21 protein-coding genes and 1 pseudogene are annotated in these 21,065 nt (G+C 64.4%); 7 read left to right on the forward strand and 15 right to left on the reverse strand.

Translation table 11 applies throughout. The annotated features are described in order from the left end of the window. Position 1: 1 nt before the first annotated feature. Positions 2 to 877 (reverse strand): cyclopropane mycolic acid synthase family methyltransferase, encoded by an 876-nt coding sequence (locus AWB95_RS17255; RefSeq protein ID WP_085168441.1) that lies wholly within the window; start codon positions 875 to 877, stop codon positions 2 to 4. A 113-nt stretch (positions 878 to 990) separates the two neighbouring features. On the opposite strand from AWB95_RS17255, the gene AWB95_RS17260 reads away from it, so the two are divergent. Continuing rightward, positions 991 to 1,887: a cyclopropane mycolic acid synthase family methyltransferase gene (locus tag AWB95_RS17260; RefSeq protein WP_062539268.1), complete on the forward strand. Its 897-nt coding sequence runs from the start codon at positions 991 to 993 to the stop codon at positions 1,885 to 1,887. Positions 1,888 to 1,908: 21 nt separating this feature from the next. Here the strand turns inward: AWB95_RS17260 and AWB95_RS17265 are convergent. The 5 genes and pseudogenes from AWB95_RS17265 to AWB95_RS17285 form a co-directional block, all read right to left on the reverse strand. Further along, positions 1,909 to 2,810: pseudogene (locus AWB95_RS17265) on the reverse strand (cyclopropane mycolic acid synthase family methyltransferase). Between the two features lie 80 nt (positions 2,811 to 2,890). Beyond that, positions 2,891 to 3,751 carry a cyclopropane mycolic acid synthase family methyltransferase gene (locus AWB95_RS17270; protein WP_062539269.1) on the reverse strand — a complete coding sequence of 287 codons (861 nt, stop codon included), beginning with the start codon at positions 3,749 to 3,751 and terminating at the stop codon, positions 2,891 to 2,893. Between the two features lie 92 nt (positions 3,752 to 3,843). Then, positions 3,844 to 4,698: a 3-hydroxybutyryl-CoA dehydrogenase gene (locus tag AWB95_RS17275; protein WP_084707013.1), complete on the reverse strand. Its 855-nt coding sequence runs from the start codon at positions 4,696 to 4,698 to the stop codon at positions 3,844 to 3,846. 90 nt (positions 4,699 to 4,788) lie between these two features. After that, on the reverse strand, positions 4,789 to 6,075 hold the full coding sequence (gene aceA, locus AWB95_RS17280; protein WP_062539271.1) for an isocitrate lyase: 1,287 nt from the start codon (positions 6,073 to 6,075) through the stop codon (positions 4,789 to 4,791). A 264-nt stretch (positions 6,076 to 6,339) separates the two neighbouring features. Continuing rightward, a complete protein-coding gene (locus tag AWB95_RS17285) occupies positions 6,340 to 7,134 on the reverse strand; it encodes an acyl-[acyl-carrier-protein] thioesterase (protein ID WP_062539272.1) in 795 nt (264 codons plus the stop codon). Positions 7,135 to 7,265: 131 nt separating this feature from the next. Between AWB95_RS17285 and ramB the strand changes: the two genes are divergently transcribed. Together ramB and AWB95_RS17295 are read left to right on the forward strand one after the other, a co-directional pair. Next, the gene (gene ramB / locus AWB95_RS17290; protein WP_062539273.1) at positions 7,266 to 8,678 is read left to right on the forward strand and encodes an acetate metabolism transcriptional regulator RamB; all 1,413 of its coding nucleotides are present in this window, start codon (positions 7,266 to 7,268) and stop codon (positions 8,676 to 8,678) included. Then, positions 8,675 to 9,229, forward strand: a complete 555-nt coding sequence (locus tag AWB95_RS17295) for a carboxymuconolactone decarboxylase family protein (RefSeq protein WP_062539274.1) — start codon at positions 8,675 to 8,677, stop codon at positions 9,227 to 9,229. The genes ramB and AWB95_RS17295 overlap by 4 nt, the downstream gene beginning before the upstream one ends. Here AWB95_RS17295 and AWB95_RS17300 read toward each other — a convergent pair. The 7 genes from AWB95_RS17300 to exaC all read right to left on the reverse strand — a co-directional run bounded on the left by AWB95_RS17300 (position 9,217) and on the right by exaC (position 15,284). Continuing rightward, entirely contained in the window at positions 9,217 to 9,492 is a 276-nt protein-coding gene (locus AWB95_RS17300; RefSeq protein ID WP_099539747.1) for a hypothetical protein, read from the reverse strand. The genes AWB95_RS17295 and AWB95_RS17300 overlap by 13 nt on opposite strands. A gap of 5 nt (positions 9,493 to 9,497) precedes the next feature. Continuing rightward, positions 9,498 to 10,895 (reverse strand): dihydrolipoyl dehydrogenase, encoded by a 1,398-nt coding sequence (gene lpdA, locus AWB95_RS17305; RefSeq protein WP_085168442.1) that lies wholly within the window; start codon positions 10,893 to 10,895, stop codon positions 9,498 to 9,500. Positions 10,896 to 10,947: 52 nt separating this feature from the next. After that, the gene (locus tag AWB95_RS17310) at positions 10,948 to 12,189 is read right to left on the reverse strand and encodes a fatty acid desaturase family protein (RefSeq protein WP_085168443.1); all 1,242 of its coding nucleotides are present in this window, start codon (positions 12,187 to 12,189) and stop codon (positions 10,948 to 10,950) included. Between the two features lie 250 nt (positions 12,190 to 12,439). Then, positions 12,440 to 12,799 carry a hypothetical protein gene (locus tag AWB95_RS17315; protein WP_373280760.1) on the reverse strand — a complete coding sequence of 120 codons (360 nt, stop codon included), beginning with the start codon at positions 12,797 to 12,799 and terminating at the stop codon, positions 12,440 to 12,442. Positions 12,800 to 12,911: 112 nt separating this feature from the next. Then, on the reverse strand, positions 12,912 to 13,190 hold the full coding sequence (locus AWB95_RS17320; RefSeq protein WP_084707014.1) for a putative holin: 279 nt from the start codon (positions 13,188 to 13,190) through the stop codon (positions 12,912 to 12,914). A 30-nt stretch (positions 13,191 to 13,220) separates the two neighbouring features. Next, complete coding sequence (locus tag AWB95_RS17325; protein WP_062539277.1) at positions 13,221 to 13,760, reverse strand: DUF779 domain-containing protein; 540 nt, start codon at positions 13,758 to 13,760, stop codon at positions 13,221 to 13,223. Beyond that, on the reverse strand, positions 13,761 to 15,284 hold the full coding sequence (exaC, locus tag AWB95_RS17330; RefSeq protein ID WP_062539278.1) for an acetaldehyde dehydrogenase ExaC: 1,524 nt from the start codon (positions 15,282 to 15,284) through the stop codon (positions 13,761 to 13,763). Between the two features lie 56 nt (positions 15,285 to 15,340). Here exaC and AWB95_RS17335 point away from each other — a divergent pair, with 56 nt between their 5' ends. From AWB95_RS17335 to mca, 3 genes are read left to right on the forward strand one after another with little or no spacing between them, the layout of a single operon-like run. Then, positions 15,341 to 17,368: a prolyl oligopeptidase family serine peptidase gene (locus AWB95_RS17335; RefSeq protein ID WP_062539279.1), complete on the forward strand. Its 2,028-nt coding sequence runs from the start codon at positions 15,341 to 15,343 to the stop codon at positions 17,366 to 17,368. A 32-nt stretch (positions 17,369 to 17,400) separates the two neighbouring features. Next, positions 17,401 to 18,048 (forward strand): LpqN/LpqT family lipoprotein, encoded by a 648-nt coding sequence (locus AWB95_RS17340; RefSeq protein WP_062539280.1) that lies wholly within the window; start codon positions 17,401 to 17,403, stop codon positions 18,046 to 18,048. Positions 18,049 to 18,050: 2 nt separating this feature from the next. Further along, positions 18,051 to 18,998: a mycothiol conjugate amidase Mca gene (gene mca / locus AWB95_RS17345; protein ID WP_062539281.1), complete on the forward strand. Its 948-nt coding sequence runs from the start codon at positions 18,051 to 18,053 to the stop codon at positions 18,996 to 18,998. On the opposite strand, the gene AWB95_RS17350 is transcribed toward mca, so the two are convergent. Then, positions 18,970 to 19,527, reverse strand: coding sequence for a DinB family protein (locus AWB95_RS17350; RefSeq protein WP_062539282.1), 558 nt, complete (start codon positions 19,525 to 19,527; stop codon positions 18,970 to 18,972). The two genes, mca and AWB95_RS17350, sit on opposite strands and share 29 nt — an antisense overlap. On the opposite strand from AWB95_RS17350, the gene AWB95_RS17355 reads away from it, so the two are divergent. Further along, positions 19,526 to 19,912, forward strand: a complete 387-nt coding sequence (locus AWB95_RS17355; RefSeq protein ID WP_085168444.1) for a DUF732 domain-containing protein — start codon at positions 19,526 to 19,528, stop codon at positions 19,910 to 19,912. The genes AWB95_RS17350 and AWB95_RS17355 overlap by 2 nt on opposite strands. A gap of 15 nt (positions 19,913 to 19,927) precedes the next feature. Here the strand turns inward: AWB95_RS17355 and AWB95_RS17360 are convergent, their stop codons facing one another. Beyond that, a complete protein-coding gene (locus AWB95_RS17360) occupies positions 19,928 to 20,989 on the reverse strand; it encodes a 3-deoxy-7-phosphoheptulonate synthase (protein WP_062539284.1) in 1,062 nt (353 codons plus the stop codon). Positions 20,990 to 21,065 lie beyond the last annotated feature (76 nt).

A 21,065-nucleotide genomic window follows, 5' to 3' on the forward strand; every position in this document is an offset into this window, starting at 1 on the left:
ATCAGCACTTGGTGAGGGTGAACTGCGCCACCTCCGTGATGCCGCGGTTGAAGAAGTCGGCGCATCCGGTCAGATATCGCAGGTAACGCTGGTAGACCTCTTCGGAGGTAGCGGCGACCGCCTCGTCGTGATGGGCTACCAGGTTGGCCGCCCAGGTATCGAGGGTCCTGACGTAATGCGGGTTGAGCCGCTGGATGTCGTCCACCGAAAACCCGGCCGCGCTCGAATACTCGACGACATCTTCTGCCGATGGAACCTGACCGCCGGGGAATATCTCCTTGCCGATGAAACGCATGAATCTCAGATCACTCATCGTGATCGCGATACCGTTTTTCTTCCAGTAGCCCGGCGGGTGGGTGAATATCGTCTGCAGAACCATCCGGCCGTCACCGGGCAGCACGCGGTGGGCCATCTCGAAGAACGCCGCATATCGCTGTTTGCCGAACGCCTCGAACGCCTCGATGCTGACAATGCGGTCGACCGGGTCGTTGAACTCTTCCCAGCCGTGCAGCAGGACCTCACGGGAACGACGAGTGTCGAGGCCGTCGAGCAGACGCTGACTGTAGAGGTGCTGATTTTTGCTCAAGGTCAAGCCGATGACGTTGACGTCGTACTTTTCGACAGCGCGCCGCATGGTCGAGCCCCAGCCGCAGCCGATGTCGAGCAGTGTCATGCCCGGCCGCAGCGCCAGCTTGGACAGGTTCAGGTCGACCTTGGCCAGCTGCGCCTCCCCCAGCGTCATGTCCTCGCGTTCGAAGAACGCGCAGCTATACGTCCGGGATGGGTCCTGGAATAGCCCGAAGAAATCATCGGACAAGTCGTAGTGCGCTTGAACGTCCTCGAAGTACGGCCGCATCTGGGTCGTGCTGTCAGCCATGTCTCGACCTCCGAGCGTGTCTCGTTTGGCACCCGGCTTCGGTCGGGTACCCAACAAAAATGGCCAGAAACACTCAATTGCGGCAGTCCGCCGCGGCATCAGCGTCGGCGGCTATGACACACGGCAACAGTGGACTCAAGCCGAATGTCGACCACATCCAATCGCACTACGACCGGTCCAACGAATTCTTTCGGCTTTGGCTCGACCCGACGATGACCTACAGCTGCGCGTATTTCGAGCGCGACGACATGACGCTTGAAGAGGCCCAGCGAGCCAAAATCGACTTGGCGTTGGGCAAGCTGGGGCTGCAGCCGGGCATGACACTGCTCGACATCGGCTGCGGCTGGGGCTCGACCATGCGGCGCGCTGTCGAAAAATACGACGTCAACGTCATCGGGTTGACGCTCAGCGAAAACCAGCTGGCGCACTGCCGACAGAAGTTCGCCGAGATGGACAGCCCGCGGTCCAAAGAGGTGCGGCTGCACGGCTGGGAAGAGTTCGACGAACCGGTCGACCGCATCGTGTCCATCGGGGCTTTCGAGCACTTCGCCGACGGTGTCGGTACTTACGAGCGATACGCCGACTTTTTCAAGATGTGCTACCACGTGCTGCCCGACGACGGTGTGATGCTGCTGCACTCGATCGTGCTGCCCTCTGCGGAAGAAGAAAAACAACTCGGGCTGAAGCGGACCATGTCGCTGCTGCGGTTCATCAGCTTCATCCGCAAAGAGATCTACCCCGGCGGACGGTTGCCAATGATCGAAGTGGTCGACGAATACGCGACCGGGGCCGGTTTCGAGATCACCCGCCACCACCGGATCGGCAAAAACTACGTCCGCACCCTCGACACCTGGGCCAAGGGACTGGAAGCGCACAAGGACGAGGCGATCGCCCTCAAAGGCGCACAGACATATGAGACGTTCATGAAATACCTGACCGGCTGCCGCGAGCTGTTCCGAGACGGGTATACGGACGTCTGCCAGTTCACTATGGAAAAGCGGGCCGCTTAGCTGCACCCCGCTTTTCAGCCCTCATTTCGTGAGGGTGAACTGGCCTACGTTGCTGATGCCTTTGCGGAATAGACCCGCGCATCCGGTCAAGTACCGCATATACCGGTCGTAGACTTCTTCGGACTGCAACGCGATGGCGCGATTCGCGATTGGCCTCCAGATTTGCCGCCCACATGTCTAGAGTCCGAGCGTAATGGGGCCGCAGAAATTGCATCCTCTCGACCGAGAATCCCGCGGCTTCCGAGTACTCGCAGACATCCTCTGTTACGGCAACTGGCCGCCGGAGAATATCTCCGTCCCGATGAATTTGAACAGTCGCACATCGCTCATGGTGAGCTTCATGCCAGTTTCCTTCAGGTATTTGTACGTGTAGGTCATGATGGTGTGCAGGAGCATCCGGCCGTCGTCCGGAAGGATGTCGAAGGCTCGTTCGAAGAACGCAGGATAGCGCTCCTTCTTGAAGGCTTCGAAGGCGCCGATGCTGACTATCCGGTCGACCTTGTCGTGGAATTCTTCCCAACCAGCAAGCCGCACTTCGACATTGCGATTTGTCGGTATCTTGGCGAATTTGGCCTTGCTGTACTCGTACTGATTGCGGCTGAGCGTGATGCCGATGACGTTGACGTCGTAGTTCTCGATGGCCCGTCGCAATCCGCCGCCCCAGCCGCAGCCGATGTCGAGCAGGGTCATCCCCGGCTCGAGGTTCAGCTTGCCCAGTGCCAGGTCGAATTTGGCGTTCTGCGCCTCCTCGAGGGTCATGTCGTCGCGCTCGAAATAAGCGCAGGTGTAGCCCATCGTGGCATCGAGGAACAACGCGAAGAATTCATCCGAAATATGTAGATCGATTGCGACTCTTCATAAAACGGCTTCAACTGATTCGTTTGTGAACGTACACCCCAACCCTCAAATTTTTTCGGTCGCAAGCACCATACTCTGAGGGCGGGACGGCCCGCGCACCGGCATGCCCGGCGCCGCCAGATTTAAATTGGTGTGACGCAGATCGCTATTTGATCAGGGTGAACTGCGCGACTTCGGTGATTCCCCGGCGGAAAAAGTCTGCACAACCGACCAGGTACTTCATGTAGCGGTCGTAGACCTCTTCGGACTGGACGGCGATCGCCTGTTCGCGGTTGGCCTGCAGGTTGGCCGCCCAGGCGTCCAAGGTCCGCGCGTAATGGGGGTTCAGCGACTGGATCTGCTCGACCGAGAATCCGGCACCGGCGGAAAACTCGAGGATGTCTTCTTTGGCCGGCATCTGGCCGCCGGGGAAAATCTCCTGGCCGATGAAACGCATGAACCGCAAATCGGTCATGGTCACCGGGATGCCGTGCTCGGACCAATAAGTCCAGGGATGCGTGAACAAGCTGTGCAACAGCATCCGGCCGTCACCGGGCATGATGTCGTAGGCGCGTTCGAAGAACGCCGGATACCGCTCCTTCTTGAAGGCGTCGAACGCCTCAACGGTGATGATCCGGTCGACCTTCTCGTCGAACTCCTCCCAGCCTTGCAGCCGCGCCTCCGCGGTGCGCTCGGTCGGGATCGCGGCCAGCTTGGCCTGGCTGTAGGCGCACTGGTTGCGGCTCAACGTGATGCCGATGACGTTGACGTCGTACTTTTCGACCGCTCGCACCAACGCGGCACCCCACCCGCAGCCGACGTCGAGCAGCGTCATCCCCGGCTCGAGATTCAGCTTGTCCAGCGCCAGATCCCATTTGGCGATCTGCGCTTCTTCGAGGGTCATGTCGTCGCGCTCGAAGTAGGCGCAGGTGTAGGTCATCGTGGGATCGAGAAACAACGAAAAGAACTCGTCGGAAAGGTCGTAGATCGCCTGGGCTTCTTCGTAGTACGGCCGTAGTTTCGTCATTCCACCAGTACCTATGCGTCTCAGTGCTGTGCTGCGCATACTTTACCGCAGCCCGAAAGGTCTGCTCCGCACCGCAACTCGTGAACAAGACCTCAGTATGAATAGAATCCTTGACCGGATTTCTTGCCCAGCAACCCGGCTTCGACCATGCGCAGCAACAGCGGCGGCGGGGCGTATTGCGGCTCCTTGAATTCCTCGAACATCTTGTCGGCGATCAGCTTGCACGTGTCCAGCCCGACCAGATCGCAGAGCCGCAACGGGCCCATCGGATGCGACAGCCCCGCGACAACGGCCTTGTCGACGTCTTCGACGCTGGCGAACCCGGCCTCGACCATCCGGATCGCCGACAGCAGGTAGGGCACCAGCAGCGCGTTCACCACGAAGCCGGACCGGTCCGAACAGCGCACCACCTGCTTGCCCAGCACGGCGCTGGCGAATTCCTCGGTGCGGGCGGCCGCGGCCTCGTCTGTGACCAGCGTGCAGACCAACTCGACCAGCGGCAGCACCGGCACCGGGTTGAAGAAGTGCAGCCCGAGCACCCGCCGCGGGTTCTTGGTGGCCGCGGCCAGCTTCATGATCGGGATGCTGGACGTGTTCGACGCCAGCACCGCGTCGGGATCGGTGATGATCTCGTCGAGCTCGGCGAAGATCTGCGCCTTGACGGACTCGTCCTCGATGACGGCTTCGATGACCAGTTGCCGGTCGGTGAGGTCTTTCAGATCGGTGGTGAAGGTCAGCTTCTCGACGGCGCCGTCGCGCTCGCGTTCGGTGATCTTGCCGGCGCTGACACCGCGCTCCAGCGATTTGACGACGCGGTTGCGTCCCGCAGTGACCAGCGCGTCGGTGGTCTCGAAGACCGTCACGCCGACACCGGCGCGTGCTGACACCTCGGCGATCCCGGCGCCCATCTGGCCCGCCCCGATGACGCCTACTCGTTCGATAGACACAGCACTCCCTAACACAGATGCACGAGCAGACGCAGACTCGCACGATCGCGGCGGCAAAAGTGCGATTCTGCGTCTGCTCGGCAGACTAACTCAGTGGAACTGGCCCTCTTCGGTCGAGCCGGCCAGCGCGGTCGTCGACGACGTCGGGTCGACGGTGGTGGCGATCCGGTCGAAGTAACCGGCACCGACCTCGCGCTGGTGCTTGGTCGCGGTGTAACCCCGCTCCTCGGCCGCGAATTCGCGCTCCTGCAACTCCACATACGCGCTCATCTGGTTGCGGGCGTAGCCGTAAGCGAGGTCAAACATCGAGTAGTTGAGCGCGTGGAAGCCGGCCAGCGTGATGAACTGGAACTTGAATCCCATTGCGGCAAGCTCTTTTTGGAACTTGGCGATGGTGGCGTCGTCGAGATGCTTGCGCCAGTTGAACGACGGCGAGCAGTTGTAGGCCAGCATCTGGTCGGGGAACTCGGCCTTGACCGCCTCCGAGAACTGCTTGGCGAGTTCGAGGTCGGGGGTGCCGGTCTCCATCCAGATCAGGTCGGCAAACGGCGCGTAGGCCTTGGCCCGGGCGATGCACGGGTCGATGCCGTTGCGGGTGCGGTAAAAGCCCTCGCGAGTGCGCTCGCCGGTGATGAACGGCTTGTCCCGCTCGTCGACGTCGGAGGTGATCAACGTGGCAGCCTCGGCGTCGGTGCGCGCGATGACGACGGTCGGCACGTCGCACACGTCGGCGGCCAGCCGCGCCGACGTCAGCGTCCGGATGTGCTGCTGGGTGGGGATCAGCACCTTGCCACCCAGGTGGCCGCACTTCTTCTCCGATGCCAGCTGGTCTTCCCAGTGCGAGCCCGCGACGCCTGCCGCGATCATCGCCTTCTGCAGCTCGAACACGTTCAGCGCACCGCCGAAGCCGGCCTCGCCGTCGGCGACGATCGGCGCCAGCCAGTTCTTCACTGAGGTGTCGCCCTCGATCTTGGCGATCTGGTCGGCGCGCATCAGCGCGTTGTTGATCCGGCGCACCACCTGTGGCACCGAGTTGGCCGGGTAGAGGCTCTGGTCGGGATAGGTGTGGCCGGATAGGTTGGCGTCACCGGCGACCTGCCAGCCCGACAGGTAGATCGCCTTCAGGCCAGCGCGGACCTGCTGCACGGCCATGTTGCCGGTCAGCGCACCGAGAGCGTTGATGTACTCCAGGTCGTGCAACTGCTCCCACAGCACCTCGGCGCCGCGCCGGGCCAGCGTGTGCTCCTCGACCACGCTGCCCTGCAACGCCACCACGTCCTCGGCGCTGTAGGTCCGGGTGACGTGCTTCCACCGCGGGTTGGTGTCCCAGTCGTGCTGGATTTGCTCGGCGCTTTTCGGCGTGCCAACGGTTGACATGGAGGTGCTCCTTCAGGTTCTTCATCGCCGCGGAACGTTGTTAAGCCCGCAGCAACTTCACTGGTTTGCTAAGTCGAAGATGGCACAGCTTAGCTCCGCAGGTCCACCCGTTTCAGTTGCCAACTTCGGCTACGACTTGGCAGCATTTTGCAAAGTTTGCGAAGGAGCAGCATGTCTGAACCGGTTCAGATGATTACCGGTCAGTAACCAAATTGCACAGGTCAGCGGCAGTGTTTGCCGGTGCGGCCGGCGGGTGACGAATGGCTACAGCGAGAAGATCGACGCGACCGCTTTGGTCTCGTCGCCGACGGCATATGTGAGCGTTGTAACAGTGCGATCCACCAGGCCCGGACCGAACTGCTCGGTGGAACCGGGCGGGTAGACGTGCGAGATGATCTCGAGCTTGTCGCCGAGGGCGACGGGCGCGTCGTGCTCGATGGTGACCCGCAGCGGCGCGTTGAGCAGCTCCGGGTGCGACGCCAGGTAGTCCTCGATGACGCTCCAGTACACCGAGTTGTTCATGTGGTCGAACAGGTCGATGTCGGTGACCCGGACCGGGTACTCGTGGATTTCCAAAGCGTCGTCGCGGCTGCCGGCGCTCAGATACGCCTTCCACCGCAACCGGTCGACGTTGGTCGTGCGCCGCAGGCCCTCGATGAAGTCGTCGGCGATTCGCGCCGGCCCCTGAGTCTCCCGATTGATGTTGATCCAGAACGCCTCGGACTCCATCAGCCCGCCCTTGCGCCCGTCGATGCGGACCCGCATCTCACACCACCGGTTCGACGTCCCCGAGCACCAGCGGCGCAACCGCAGCATGTCGCCGAATTCGATCGGGCGGATCAGGTCGATCATGGTTCGCCGGACAATCCACAGCGGATGGGTTTCCTCAAAACCCAACTCGCGCAAGTGATCCTGGCCGATGTCCTGAATGTGGCGGGTGGCCGCGTCGAAGCGCAGCCGGCCCTCCCGGTCGATGTCGGCGACGCGCAGCGGCCATTCCCGGTCGAAGACGTCGGGATGGCCGTCCGGCACCGGCATCATCACTTTGTCCAGGCTCACGGCTCCACTCCCCGGTTAGTCTCCCCCAACCCTGCAGCGAATCATGCCAAACGCCTGCGGTGCAGCGCCAATCTACGCGGCCGTGCGAACTCTGCTAACCGCAATCTTCGCAACGCCGGTAGCCTAGTCGCGTGCCCAAAACGTTCGTCGGCTCCCGCGTTCGGCAGCTGCGCAGCGAGCGCGGATTCAGCCAGGCCGCACTGGCGCAGATGCTGGAGATCTCGCCCAGCTACCTCAACCAGATCGAGCACGACGTCCGCCCGCTGACCGTCGCCGTGCTGCTGCGGATCACCGAGGTGTTCGGAGTGGACGCAACGTTCTTCGCCTCCCAGGACGACACCCGGCTGGTCGCCGAACTGCGCGAAGTGACCATGGACCGCGACCTGGACATCGACGTCGACCTGCCCGAGGTCGCCGAAATGGTCAACGCCCACCCGAAGCTGGCCCGCGCGATGGTCAACCTGCACCGGCGCTACCGACTCACCACCGCCCAGTTGGCCGCCGCGACCGAGGAGCGCTACTCCGACGGCAGCGGCACCGGGTTGCTGACGATGCCGCACGAAGAGGTGCGCGACTACTTCTATCAGCGGCAGAACTACCTGCACGAGTTGGACACCGCCGCCGAGGATATGACGGCCCGGATGCGCATGCACCGCGGTGATCTGGCTGGCGAGATCGCCCGTCGCCTCACCGAGGTCCACGGCGTGCACATCAACAAGCGCATCGACCTGGGCGACACGGTTTTGCACCGCTATGACCCGGATACCAGGACGCTGGAGATCAGCAACCACCTCTCGTCGGGTCAGCAGGTGTTCAAGATGGCGGCCGAGCTGGCGTATCTGGAGTTCGGCGACCTGATCGACCGGATGGTCACCGAGGGGAAGTTCACCTCCGAGGAGTCGCGCACGCTGGCCCGCCTCGGGCTGGCCAATTACTTTGCCGCGGCTACGGTCTTGCCGTACCGGCAATTTCTCGACGTGGCCGAGAACTTCCGCTACGACATCGAGCGGCTCTCGTCGTTCTACTCGGTGAGCTACGAGACGATCGGGCACCGGCTGTCCACCCTGCAGCGGCCGTCGATGCGCGGGGTGCCGTTCTCCTTCATCCGCGTCGACCGGGCCGGCAACATGTCAAAACGCCAGTCCGCCACCGGCTTTCACTTCTCCTCGAGCGGCGGCACCTGTCCGCTGTGGAACGTCTACGAGACGTTTGCCAACCCTGGCAAGATTCTGGTGCAGATCGCCCAGATGCCCGACGGGCGCAACTACATGTGGGTGGCCCGCACCGTGGAACGACGGGCATCGCGGTATGGTCAGCCCGGCAAGACGTTTGCGATCGGGCTGGGCTGCGAACTCCGCCACGCCCACCGGCTCGTCTACTCGGAAGGACTCGACTTGTCCGGCGACAACGCCACACCGATCGGCGCGGGCTGCCGGGTCTGCGAACGCGACAACTGCCCGCAGCGGGCCTTCCCGGCGCTGGGCCGTGCACTCGACCTCGACGAGCACCGCAGCACGGTGTCGCCGTACCTGGTGAAGCAATGACGGGCACCGAAGTGGGCCGCATCCCGTCGGGAGGATTCCGCGAGCTGGGGCCGATCAACTGGGTGCTCGCCAAGCTTGGCGCCCGCACGGTCCGCGCGCCCGAGTTCCACTTGTTCACCATCTTGGGGCAGCGCCAACTGCTGTTCTGGGCCTGGGCCTTCTACGGCGCCCGGCTGCTGCGCGGACGGCTGCCCGCCATCGACACCGAGTTGGTGATCCTGCGGGTCGCGCATTTGCGAGCATGCGAATACGAGCTGCAGCACCATCGCAGGATCGCACGCAAGCGGGGGCTCGACGCGGACATGCAGGCCGCGATTTTCGCGTACCCGGACGGCGACGCCGCGGACCGATTCAGCGCCCGGCAGCGGGCGCTGCTGGCGGCCACCGACGAATTTGTCAAGGATCGCACGGTCTCCGACGGCACCTGGCAGCAGCTGGCCAGTCACCTGGACCGCCGCCAACTCATCGAATTCTGTTTACTGGCAAGCCAATACGACGGGCTGGCGGCCACCATGGCAGCCCTGGACATTCCGCTGGATCACCCAGAGTAAGTCGCCGCCAGCACACCGAGCGTCAGTACAACCGGAAGAATCGGCAGCCCAAAGGCGAACGCCGCCAACGAGTAATTGCGCCGCCGGCGCAGCCGCCGTCCCCACAGCACCGCCCAGATCGCCAGCACCACCGAGAGCGCCAGGACGATCAGGCTCCAGCAACCCACGGTACCCAACGCGGCGCCTATCGAAGTCGCCACCAGCCATCCGACGTAGCCGACAAGCACTCCGCCGGCGGCGCTCCAGACGGTCTCGGCACGCACGGCGGTCAGAAGTTGATCATGTGCCCGGTCAGGCCGTGGAAGCATTCCTGCAGGGCCTCCGACATCGTCGGATGGGTATGCACGTTGCGCGCCAACTCGTTTGCGGTCAAGTCCCATTTCTGCGCGAGGGTGAGCTCGGGCAGTAGCTCCGAGACGTCGTGGCCGATCAGGTGACCGCCGAGCAGCTCGCCGTAGCGGGCGTCGGCGACGAGTTTGACGAACCCGCTGGGGTCGCCGAGGCCGTGCGCCTTGCCGTTGGCGGTGAACGGGAACTTGGCGACCTTGACGTCGTATCCCTCCTCGCGGGCCTGCTCTTCGGTGAGGCCGAAGCTGGCGACCTGCGGCTGGCAGAACGTCGCACGGGGCAGCATCCGGTAGTCGCCGAGCGTCAGAGTCTCTGCGCCGCCGATGGTTTCGGCGGCCACCACGCCCTGCGCCTCGGCGACGTGCGCCAGTTGCAGCAGCCCGGTGACGTCGCCGATGGCGTAGATGTGCGGCACGGACGTGCGCATGTTGTCGTTGATGCCGATGGCCTTGCGGTCGGTCAGCGCCACCCCGGCTTTGTCGAGTCCGTAGCCCTCGACGTTGGGCGCAAACCCGATGGCCTGCAACACCTTATCGGCCTTGAGCTCCTGGGATTGGCCGTCCTTGCTGACGGTGACGGTGACCTGTGCGCCGTCGTCGTCCATGCCCTCCACTTTGGTGCCGGTCAGGATCTTGACGCCCAGCTTCTTGAACTGCTTCTCGATCTCCTTGGACACCTCGGCGTCCTCGTTGGGCAGGGCGCGCGGCAGGAATTCGACGATCGTCACGTCGACGCCGTAGTTGGCCAGCACATAGCCGAACTCCATGCCGATGGCGCCGGCGCCGGCGACGATGATCGAGCCCGGCAGCTCCCGGGACAGGATCTGCTCCTCGTAGGTGACGACGTTCTGGCTCAGCGACGTGCCCGGCACCAGTCGGGTGCTGCTTCCCGTCGCGATGATCGCGTTGTCGAAGGTGACCGTGTCGGTGCCGCCGTCGTTGAGTTCCACCGCCAGCGTGTTGGGGTCGGTGAACCGGCCGTAGCCGTGGATTTCGGTGATCTTGTTCTTCTTCATCAGGAAGTGCACGCCGGCGACGCGGCCCTCTGCCACCTTGCGGCTGCGGTCGTAGGCGATGCCGTAGTCGACGGTGGCCTCACCGCTGATCCCGAAGGTCTTGGCTTCCCTGGTGACGATATGGGCGAGCTCGGCGTTGCGCAGCAGCGCCTTGGACGGGATGCAGCCGACGTTGAGGCACACGCCGCCCCAGTACTTGGGTTCGACGACTGCGGTGTTCAGCCCCAGCTGGGCGGCGCGGATCGCGGCGACGTAACCGCCGGGGCCGGCTCCGAGGACGACGACGTCATAGTGAGAAGTCACGAGCCCACCCTAATTGACGAGATCGGGCGTCACCGCGTCGGCGATGACCCGGCTAGGTCGTGCGGCGATCTGAAGGGCGGTGGCCATTTCTGCGGGCAAGTATCGCCGTCGCCAGTCCACGCCGGCGCACACCGTCACCCACGCCCGACGGTTCCGATCGTTTCGCGACATTGTTGAACTTGCCCTCCGACGCGGTCTCCGGTGCATCGTCAGAGGTCGCGGAAAGAAACCGGTCGGGCAGCGCCAATTTGCAGATCGTCCGCGCGGTGAGCAGGTATTGGCGGACCAGCGGACCGGTCGTGTAGGGCAGGTCGTAGTCGACGCACAACGCGCGCACCCGTTCGGCGATCTCGGGGTAGCGATTACTCGGCAGGTCGGGATAGAGGTGGTGTTCGATTTGGTAGCAGAGGTTTCCGCTCATGAACGCCAGCGCCGTCCCGGCCCGGAAGTTCGCGGTACCCAGCATCTGCCGGAGATACCATTCGGGCTTCGTCTCGTCCTCCAGCACTGCCGCGGTGAACTTCTCCGCGCCGTCCGCGAAGTGACCGCAGACGATCACCACGTAGGCCCACACGTTGCGTAACCCGTTGGCAACGACGTTGGCCGCCAGTGTGCGGCGCCACCGTCCGCGGCTCAGCGCGGGAAAGAAAACATAGTCCTTCCCGGCTTGGCGAACCATCTTGCCGATCATCGCACTCCGGTGGACGGATTTACCGGCCTCTGTCGGCTCGGCATCCTGGACTGAATACAGGCCGTGCAGTGCGACACCCCATTCGAAGGCGAGCGCCAACAGGACGGCGTACAACGGCTGTAGCAGGGCGCTCGGCCGCCACTTCTGGTCCCGAGTGACCCGCAGGAGCCCGAATCCGAGGTCGTTGTCCATGTCGACGATGTTCGTGAACATGTGGTGTCGGTAGTTGTGGGCGTGCCGCCAGTGTGACGAGAGACTGGACGCGTCCCATTCCCACGTACTGGAGTGGATTTCCGGGTCGTTCATCCAGTCCCATTGCCCGTGGGTGATGTTGTGGCCGAGTTCCATGTTCTCGATGCACTTGGCCGCGGCCAGCGCACCGGTCCCGACGACCCACCCCACCGGGCCTTTGCTTCCGCCGATAGTCAGCCTCGCTGCGATCTCGAGGCACCGCTGGAAAGCGATGGTGCGCCGGATATATGCCCGGTCTTTGGTGCCACGCGAATCCTCGATCTCGCACCGGATTGCGTCCAGCGCGGCGCCGAGCGCCCTGACGTCGGCGTCGCTCAGATGCGCGTATTCGGGTACGTCGGCAATGGCCATCGACGCTCAAACAGATTCGGGCGAGGTGGCGGACGGCTCCCATTCGCGCGCAGGCGCGCAGCACGAAGGGTATGGGTACCGCGGCATCTCGCGTCACGTCCGATCTATTGGGGGATGGATGTTTGCCGGCATGACGCGAAGACCCGAGACTTTTTGGTCGGCCCGGTCGAGGCGTGGGATCGAACCGTAATCGATGTGCAGCGCCGCCGTCAACACGGCTTTGGTCACGGTTGGGCGGCTAGTAGGGAACCTAGTAGGGAACGATGCCTCCCAGGCAGGGCCCCGTCGTGTGATCGCAGTAGAAGGCGCCGTAGAACGGCGCCGCAGCAGCTACGGACGCAAAGACCGCCGACATCATCGCGATCCCCAGTGCCGAGAGCAGCGGCCGGTCGGGCGCCATCGCCAGCATCAGGCCGGCAACCGTGCATACCACGACGTAGACCAGTGTCACGAAGACGACCGGGGTCTTGTGCGCCGAGCCGTCCTGAGTCCACCAGTAGAAGAGGCCTGCCCCGACCGCCGCCGCGGGAATCCACACCGCGACGAGCATCAGGACGTAGTGCCACCACTTCAGGTAGTGATAGCGGCTGGGCACGGTGATCGACGGCACCGGCTCCAGTCGTGGCGCATCGGCCGTGCCCAGCGCCGCGCCATCCAGCGCGGGGTGCGCGTCGGTGTCGAAGGCCGGCGTGTAGGGCTCCGTCTTCGGGAGGGATTCGTGGTCAGACAGGGGTCATCACCTCGATCAGCGCAAGCACACCGAACCACCCCGGCGCCACAGCGAGCGTGAACGCGCCCAGTGCGGTCACCCACCGCCGCCTGGACATCAGGATCAGCAGCAGCCCCGCTGCGCTGGGCAATCCGACCACCAGCGCGATGACGACGTCGGGCCGGATTCGGGCGCTGACGAGCAGGGTGGCCGCTGTACCCGCTAGCACGCCGACCGCGGCGCCGATCAGCATTGCGCTGGTCAGCATCCAGGGACGTGGCAGCGGGATCACGTCTTACGACGATACTGCGGTAGCTGCCAGCTAGCGCGGTACGCGATCGGCGCGCCCTCGGGGTATTGCGCACGCGTCAGCGGCCTCGGCCACCACCGGGCTCCGGGTCGGCGGGCGATCCCCGCGGGCGTAGCCGACACCGGTGATCACCGGCGCGCCTGCCAGTGCCGCGTTCTCGTCGTCGCTGAAGGCCCGCCCGCGGGACAGGAACCGCATGCCTTCGGGGGCTTCCAGGCTGAACCCGCCGCCGCGGCCGGGCACCACGTCGATGACGAGCTGGGTGTGTTTCCAGGCCTCGAACTGCGGCCCCGAGATCCACACCGGCACGCCGTCGCCGACGTCGAGCATGCCCAACAGCACGTCGCGGTCGCCGACGATGAAGTCCCCGTCGGGGTAGCACATCGGCGACGACCCGTCGCAGCAGCCGCCGGACTGGTGGAACATCACCGGCCCGTGCCGCTCGATCAGCTCGCCCAACAGCTTGGCGGCCGCGGCGGTGATCACCACCCGATCACTCCCATGGCGCCGCTCCTCCTCATCGCTCCGCTCTGCATCGTCGCCGGCGCGCATTTAAAAGAAGCCTTGCGCTTTGTTGCTGTAGGACACCATCAGGTTCTTGGTGTTCTGGTAGTGGTCGAGCACCACCTTGTGGTTCTCCCGCCCGAAGCCGGACTGCTTGTAGCCGCCGAACGCCGCGTGTGCGGGGTAGACGTGATAGCAGTTGATCCACACCCGGCCGGCTTGGATATCGCGGCCGGCCCGGTAGGCGGTGTTGCCGTCGCGGCTCCACACCCCAGCACCCAGGCCGTAGAGGGTGTCGTTGGCGATGCCGATCGCGTCGTCGTAGTCCTTGAACGACGTCACCGCCACCACCGGGCCGAAGATCTCCTCCTGGAAGATCCGCATCTTGTTGTTGCCGGCGAAGATCGTGGGCTGCATGTAGTAGCCACCGGACAGGTCGCCGCCGAGCTCGGCGCGCTCTCCGCCGGTGATGACCTTGGCGCCCTCGTCCTTGCCAATCTCGATGTAGGACAAGATCTTTTCCAGTTGGTCATTGGATGCCTGCGAGCCCAGCATGGTCTCGGTGTCCAACGGGTCGCCTTGGCGGACCGCCTTGGTGCGGATGGCCGCCAGCTCCAGGAACTCGTCGTAGATGTCGGCCTGGATCAGGCTGCGCGACGGACAGGTGCACACCTCGCCCTGGTTGAGGGCGAACATGGTGAAGCCCTCCAGCGCCTTGTCCTGGAAGTCGTCGTTCTTCGCCATCACATCGGAGAAGAAGATATTGGGGCTCTTGCCGCCGAGTTCGAGGGTGACCGGGATCAGGTTCTGGCTGGCGTACTGCATGATCAGTCGCCCGGTGGTGGTCTCCCCGGTGAACGCGATCTTGGCAATCCGGTCGCTCGACGCCAGCGGCCGTCCCGCTTCGGCGCCGAAGCCGTTGACGACGTTCACCACTCCGGCCGGCAACAGGTCACCGATCAGGCTCATCAGGTAGAGGATGGAGGCCGGGGTCTGCTCGGCCGGTTTGAGTACGACGGTGTTGCCGGCGGCCAGCGCCGGCGCCAGCTTCCACGCGCCCATGAGGATCGGGAAGTTCCACGGGATGATCTGGCCCACCACGCCCAGCGGCTCGTGGAAGTGGTAGGCGACGGTGTCCTCGTCGATCTGGGAGAGTGTGCCCTCCTGGGCCCGGATCGCCGCCGCGAAGTAGCGGAAATGGTCGGCGGCCAACGGGATATCGGCGGCCAGCGCCTCGCGGATCGGTTTGCCGTTGTCCCACGCTTCGGCCAGCGCCAGCTTGTCGCGGTTGGCGTCGATGCGCTCGGCAATCTTGTTGAGAATCGCGGCTCGCTCGGCCGGGGCGGTCTTGCCCCACTTCGGCGCGGCGGCGTGCGCGGCGTCGAGCGCTTTGTCGATGTCGGTCTCGTCGGACCGCGGCACCTCGCAGAATGTCTGACCGGTCACCGGCGTCGGGTTCTCGAAGTAGCGGCCCTTGGCCGGCGCCACCCATTCGCCCCCGATGAAGTTGTCGTACCGGGACTGGTAGCTCATCAGCGCCCCATCGGACCCCGGACGTGCAAAGACGGTCATCGTTTCAGCTCCTCTTTGTTTCCCGTGACACAGCTCACAGTACCGCTGAGGCGACAATGACTTCCATGGCGACTTCCGTGCCCGCTGACGAGCTCGACGACCCGTATCTGTGGCTGGAGGACATCACCGGAGACGACGCGCTCGACTGGGTGCGTGCCCGCAACGAGCCGACCGTGGCAGAGTTCGGCGGTCCCGATTTCGAGCGGATGCGGGCCGAGGCGCTCGAGGTGCTCGACACCGATGCCCGCATCCCGTACGTGCGACGCCGCGGCGAGTACCTGTACAACTTCTGGCGCGACGCGGCCAACCCGCGCGGGCTGTGGCGGCGCACCACGCTGGACAGCTACCGCAGCGACTCGCCGTCCTGGGATGTGCTGATCGACGTGGACTCGGTGGCTGCCGCCGACGACGAGAACTGGGTGTGGGGCGGCGCTGTGGTCATAGAGCCGGAGTACACCCGGGCGTTGATCAGCCTGTCGCGCGGCGGGTCAGACGCGGCGATTGTGCGCGAATTCGACTTGACGACACGGGAATTCGTTGCCGACGGGTTCGAGCTTCCCGAAGCCAAAACCAACATCAGCTGGGCTGACCCCGATACCGTGTTGGTCGGCACCGACTTCGGCGAAGGCTCGCTGACCGAATCCGGCTATCCGCGGATAGTCAGGCGCTGGCGGCGCGGCCAGCCGCTGGCCGAGGCGACGACGCTGTTCGAGGGGTCACGCAGCGACGTGATCGTCGCGGCGGGCGTTGACCGGACACCGGGTTTCGGGCGAACGTTGGTGCGGCGGGCCATCGACTTCTTCAACGACGAGGTCTACGAGCTGCGCGGCGACGAGCTGATTCGCATCGACGCGCCCACCGATGCGACAGTCTCCGTGCATCGGCAGTGGTTGCTGATCGAGCTGCGCACTGACTGGTTCACCGGCAGCGCTTCGTATGCAGCGGGGTCGCTGCTGGCAGCCGACTATGACGAATTCCTCGCCGGCACAGCGGAATTGACTGTGGTGTTCGAGCCCGACGAGCACACCGCGCTGAACCACTACACGTGGACGCGTGACCGGCTGGTCGTGGTCACGCTGGCCGACGTGGCCAGCCGCGTCGAGATCGTCGAGCCCGGGAGCTGGGAGCGACAGCCGGTCGACGATGTGCCGGCCCACACCAACACGGTCATCGTAGCCGCCGACGATCTGGGCGACGAGATCTTTCTGGACTCCAGCGGATTCGACACGCCGTCGCGGCTGTTGCATGGTGCGGCGGGCGGGCCGCTGCAGCAGATCAAGTCCGCCCCGGCGTTTTTCGACGCCGAGGGCTTGACCGTGACGCAACATTTCGTCGCGTCGGCCGACGGCACGTCGATTCCGTACTTCGTGGTGCGGCCACGCGATGCGACCGGCCCCACGTTGCTGGGCGGCTACGGCGGTTTCGAGGTGGCGCGCACCCCGGGATACGACGGGGTGCTGGGCCGGCTGTGGCTGGCCCGCGGGGGAACCTACGTGCTGGCCAACATCCGCGGCGGCGGTGAGTACGGGCCGACCTGGCATACTCAGGCGATGCGCGAGGGCCGGCATCTGGTGGCCGAGGACTTCGCCGCGGTGGCAGCCGATTTGGTGAATCGCGGCATCACCACCGTCGAACAGCTCGGCGCGCGGGGCGCCAGCAACGGGGGTCTGCTGATGGGCATCATGCTGACCCAATATCCCGAGCTGTTCGGCGCCCTGGTGTGCCAGGTGCCGCTGCTGGACATGCGCCGTTACCACCTACTGTTGGCGGGGGCGTCGTGGGTGGCCGAGTACGGCGATCCCGACGATCCCGAGGACTGGGAGTTCATCGCCGAATACTCGCCGTATCACCACATTTCGACTGATCGCCAGTACCCGCCGGTGTTGATCACCACGTCGACCCGTGACGACCGGGTGCATCCCGGGCATGCCCGCAAGATGACCGCCGCGCTCGAGGCGGCCGGGCATCGAGTCTGGTACTACGAAAACATCGAGGGTGGCCATGCGGGCGCGGCCGACAATGCACAGATCGCGTTCAAGTCGGCGCTGAGCTTCTCGTTCTTGTGGCGAATGCTGAGTACTTGACAGAGCAAACAACGAAGGTGTGGTGTTGTGGCATGCGATCGCCGTATGCACTGTGTGCGGCGGTCGCGGCCGCCGCAGCCCTGTTCGCACTGCCCGGCTGCAGCAGGGTGGTGGCCGGTAACGCCGTACAGGGCGCTGGCGGGGTAAGCGCGAACAGCGCTGCGTGCGAGCATGTTTCTGCGCCACTTACACCGATCCAGGCGCATGGGGCCGGCGAGCCGCAGTTACGGATTCCGCAGCCGCCCGGCTGGCAGCGTAGCTCGATGCTTGATTCAGAAATCATTCGCTTCGCGATGGGAAACCAGCGACTGACTGCGGACAAGTTCACCCCCACGGCCGTCGTCACCCTCGAATCGGTGCCCGGCATGACCCAAGATCGCCAAAAGATATTCGAAGAGGAACGAGCGACGTTGGTGGATCGCTTGGGGGCCACCGATATGCACAGCACCGAAACATCCCGATGCGGCCAGGCAGCTGTGATGGCCAGCTTCAACGCCCCTGCCATGGGCCGGATCCCATCGCGGAAAGCCAAAACGCTCATGGTGTTCGGCGCCTTCAGCGGCCGTACCTACGTTGTAACGGTCACCGTTCAGTCGACAGACCCGGACAACCCCACATACGCGCGCGACACGCAAACCATCCTGACCGGGTTTCAAATGTTGCCGCCGGATGCGGGCTAGCTATGCGACTGATGGCGGTACACGCGCATCCGGACGACGAATCGACCAGAGGCGCAGCCACGTTGGCCAAATATGCGGCCGAGGGCCACGACGTGCTTGTGGTGACGCTGACCGGCGGCGAACGCGGCGATGTCCTCAACCCGGCAATGGACCAGCCGGGCGTCAAAGACAACATGGCCGAGCTACGACGTACTGAAATGGCCAGGGCGGCGAAGATTCTTGGTGTCGAGCATCGCTGGCTTGGCTACGTCGACTCCGGGTTGTTCCACACCGAGCCCCTGCCCGCCGACTGTTTCGCCGAGGTTCCCCTGGAGGAATCGACGGGGCAGCTGGTAGAGGTGATTCGCGATTTCAAGCCGCACGTCATGATCACGTACGACGAAAATGGCGGCTACCCCCACCCCGACCACATTCGCTGTCACCAGGTTTCGATGGCGGCGTACGAAGCCAGCGGTAATCCCAACGCCTATCCGGAGGCAGGAGCCCCGTGGGTAGTTGCCAAGATCTACTACATCCACCAGCCGATCCGGATAACGTTGTCAATGGTCAAGCTCGCCGGACAACTGGAGAAGCTTTCTCGAGCGGCCGCCCGATTTCTGCCTGACAGTCCGCGCATACCTCGGCTTCGCGTAGACCCTGATAGTCGGGCACTCCGGTTGGTGGAAGCCTTGAGACGGCTGCCCATGCGGTGGCCCAGGCGATCTCGCCGGGCGCTCACCGAGATCGGCTGCAGTGACTACTTCGGTGTACGCGACGACGCATTACGCGCCCACTCAACCCAAGTCGACCCGAACGGGCTCTTCTTCATCGTCCCTCTCGAGTGGAGGCAGCGGCTGTGGCCGACGGAAAAGTTCAGGCTCGCCGAGTCCCAGGTCCCCACGTCACTCCCAGAATCGGATCTGTTTGCGGGTATCACACCGACTAAGGGCGAGCGCCGACCTCCACGCTGACCCGGCGAATGTCGGCAAGATGGTGAACACCTTCGTGCATCGCCTGGCGGACAAGCCAACGGGCGGTGCGCTGTTCGCCGGGTAGGCGAGTCGCGGTCCGATCCCAACCGTCTTGGCCGGTGCGGGAAATTTCTTCACAAAAACCCACTGTCGTCGCAGCGAGCTCGTCGAGCACCGCTTCCACGTCGCGCTCGTTGTAGCGGAAGCGGCGGGCCCGTAAGTCGTTGAGCATCGGCTCCAGCACCGGCTGGTCTTCGGTGCGGGTGCGATGCAGCCGAATCGTGTAGGTGAGGTAGACGTCGCGCAGATGACAGACATACTCGGTGATCGACCAGACGTGCGGGCGGGGGCGTTGTCGCAGCGCCTCCGGCGGGATACCCGAGAGTGATCCTCGGACCGCGGCCGCTACGGCACCGATGACCTCCACTGCGTGCTCGATGGTGATCTCCCGATAGGCCACCGCACAATCCGCGCAGACATGATCTTCTGCCGCGAGCGGCGGTAGCTGCCTGTCGCTAGATGACGTCATGTTGGATATCGTCCACCTGCCGCGTGCTGGGGACGTCCGCCAGAGCGATTGGAGATCGCCAGTGAATAATTTCGCGTGCATCATCGGTGCGGTGGCAGCTATCACGTTCATGACCACCGACGTCGCACACGCCGATCAAGCGGATGACGCGTTTTTGAAAGCACTCGCCGATCAAGGGATTACGGGCGATCCCGCGCAGCTGATCGCGGCGGGCCACCTTGCCTGTGACAGGCTATCGGGGGGTGCCACCGGGCAACCCGGGTTAGCCAGGCTCTCGGCGCTGCGCGCCGTCACGGATGCGCTGCAGGTACCGCTCGAACCCCAGGCCGACTTCGTCGTGCGTGCCGCCGAAACGGCGTACTGCCCGCAATACGGGGGCTTCTGATGCCCACGCGGCGAGTCAACCCTTCGCGCCGTACAGACCCGCAAGGGTGTCTGCGGTGGTGGGCAAGTCCATGCACGCATCGGTCACCGATTGGCCGTATACCAACTCGCCGCTCAACGGCTGAGCGCCGGCAACGAGGAAGCTTTCCAGCATGAGACCGGCGATGCCGCGTTCACCCGCGGCGATGCGTGCGGTCACCTCCGCCGCGACGTGCGCCTGTCGGACATGGTCTTTACCGGAGTTGGCATGGGAGCAGTCGATCATGACGTGTTCGGGGAGCCCTAGTTTGCGCAACTCCGCAACGGCGTCGGCTACCGAGGCGGCATCGTGGTTGGGGCCAGCCGAACCGCCCCGCAGGATCACGTGGCAGTCGGGATTGCCCGTCGTCTCGACAACGGCTGCGCGCCCGCAGTTGTCGACGCCGAAAAAGCTGTGTGGTGCCGCCGCGGCTTTGACACCGTCGATCGCGACCTGAATGCCGCCGTCGGTGCCGTTCTTGAATCCGACGGGCATCGATAGGCCGGACGCCAACTGCCGGTGCACTTGCGATTCGGTGGTTCGGGCGCCGATCGCGCCCCAGGCGACGGCGTCGGCGATGTACTGCGGGCTGGTGGGCTCCAGGAATTCGCACCCCACGGGCAGACCGAGTTCGATCACGTCGAGCAGTAGCCTGCGGGCGGTGCGTAGTCCGCGCTCCACGTCGAAGCTGCCGTCCAGCCCGGGATCGTTGATGAGTCCTTTCCAGCCAATAGTGGTGCGCGGCTTCTCGAAGTAGACCCGCATCACGATCTTCAGCCGGTCGGCGTACTCGGTGGCCAGCGCGGCGAGGCGATGCGCATAGTCCAGAGCGGCGGCCGGGTCGTGGACTGAGCAGGGCCCGACCACGACCAGCAGTCGGTCGTCGCGACCGGTCAGGATTGCGGCGATCTCGTCGCGGTCGCGCTGGACGGCATCGGCTTGGACCGATGTCAGCGGTAATTCGGTGCGGATTACGTTGGGCGCCGGGATTTCTCGGAACGAGACGATACGACGGTCGTTGGTGTTGACGCTTGCCGCGGCGCGGTTGGCGGTCGACATGGTGGGTTGTGCCTTTCTGTGATGGTCTCAGGGCACGCCCACTGGTGCCCGATGCCCTGAAAGACGAAAAGCAGCG

Source organism: Mycobacterium celatum, from assembly GCF_002101595.1.
GTDB classification, from domain to species: Bacteria; Actinomycetota; Actinomycetes; order Mycobacteriales; family Mycobacteriaceae; genus Mycobacterium; species Mycobacterium celatum.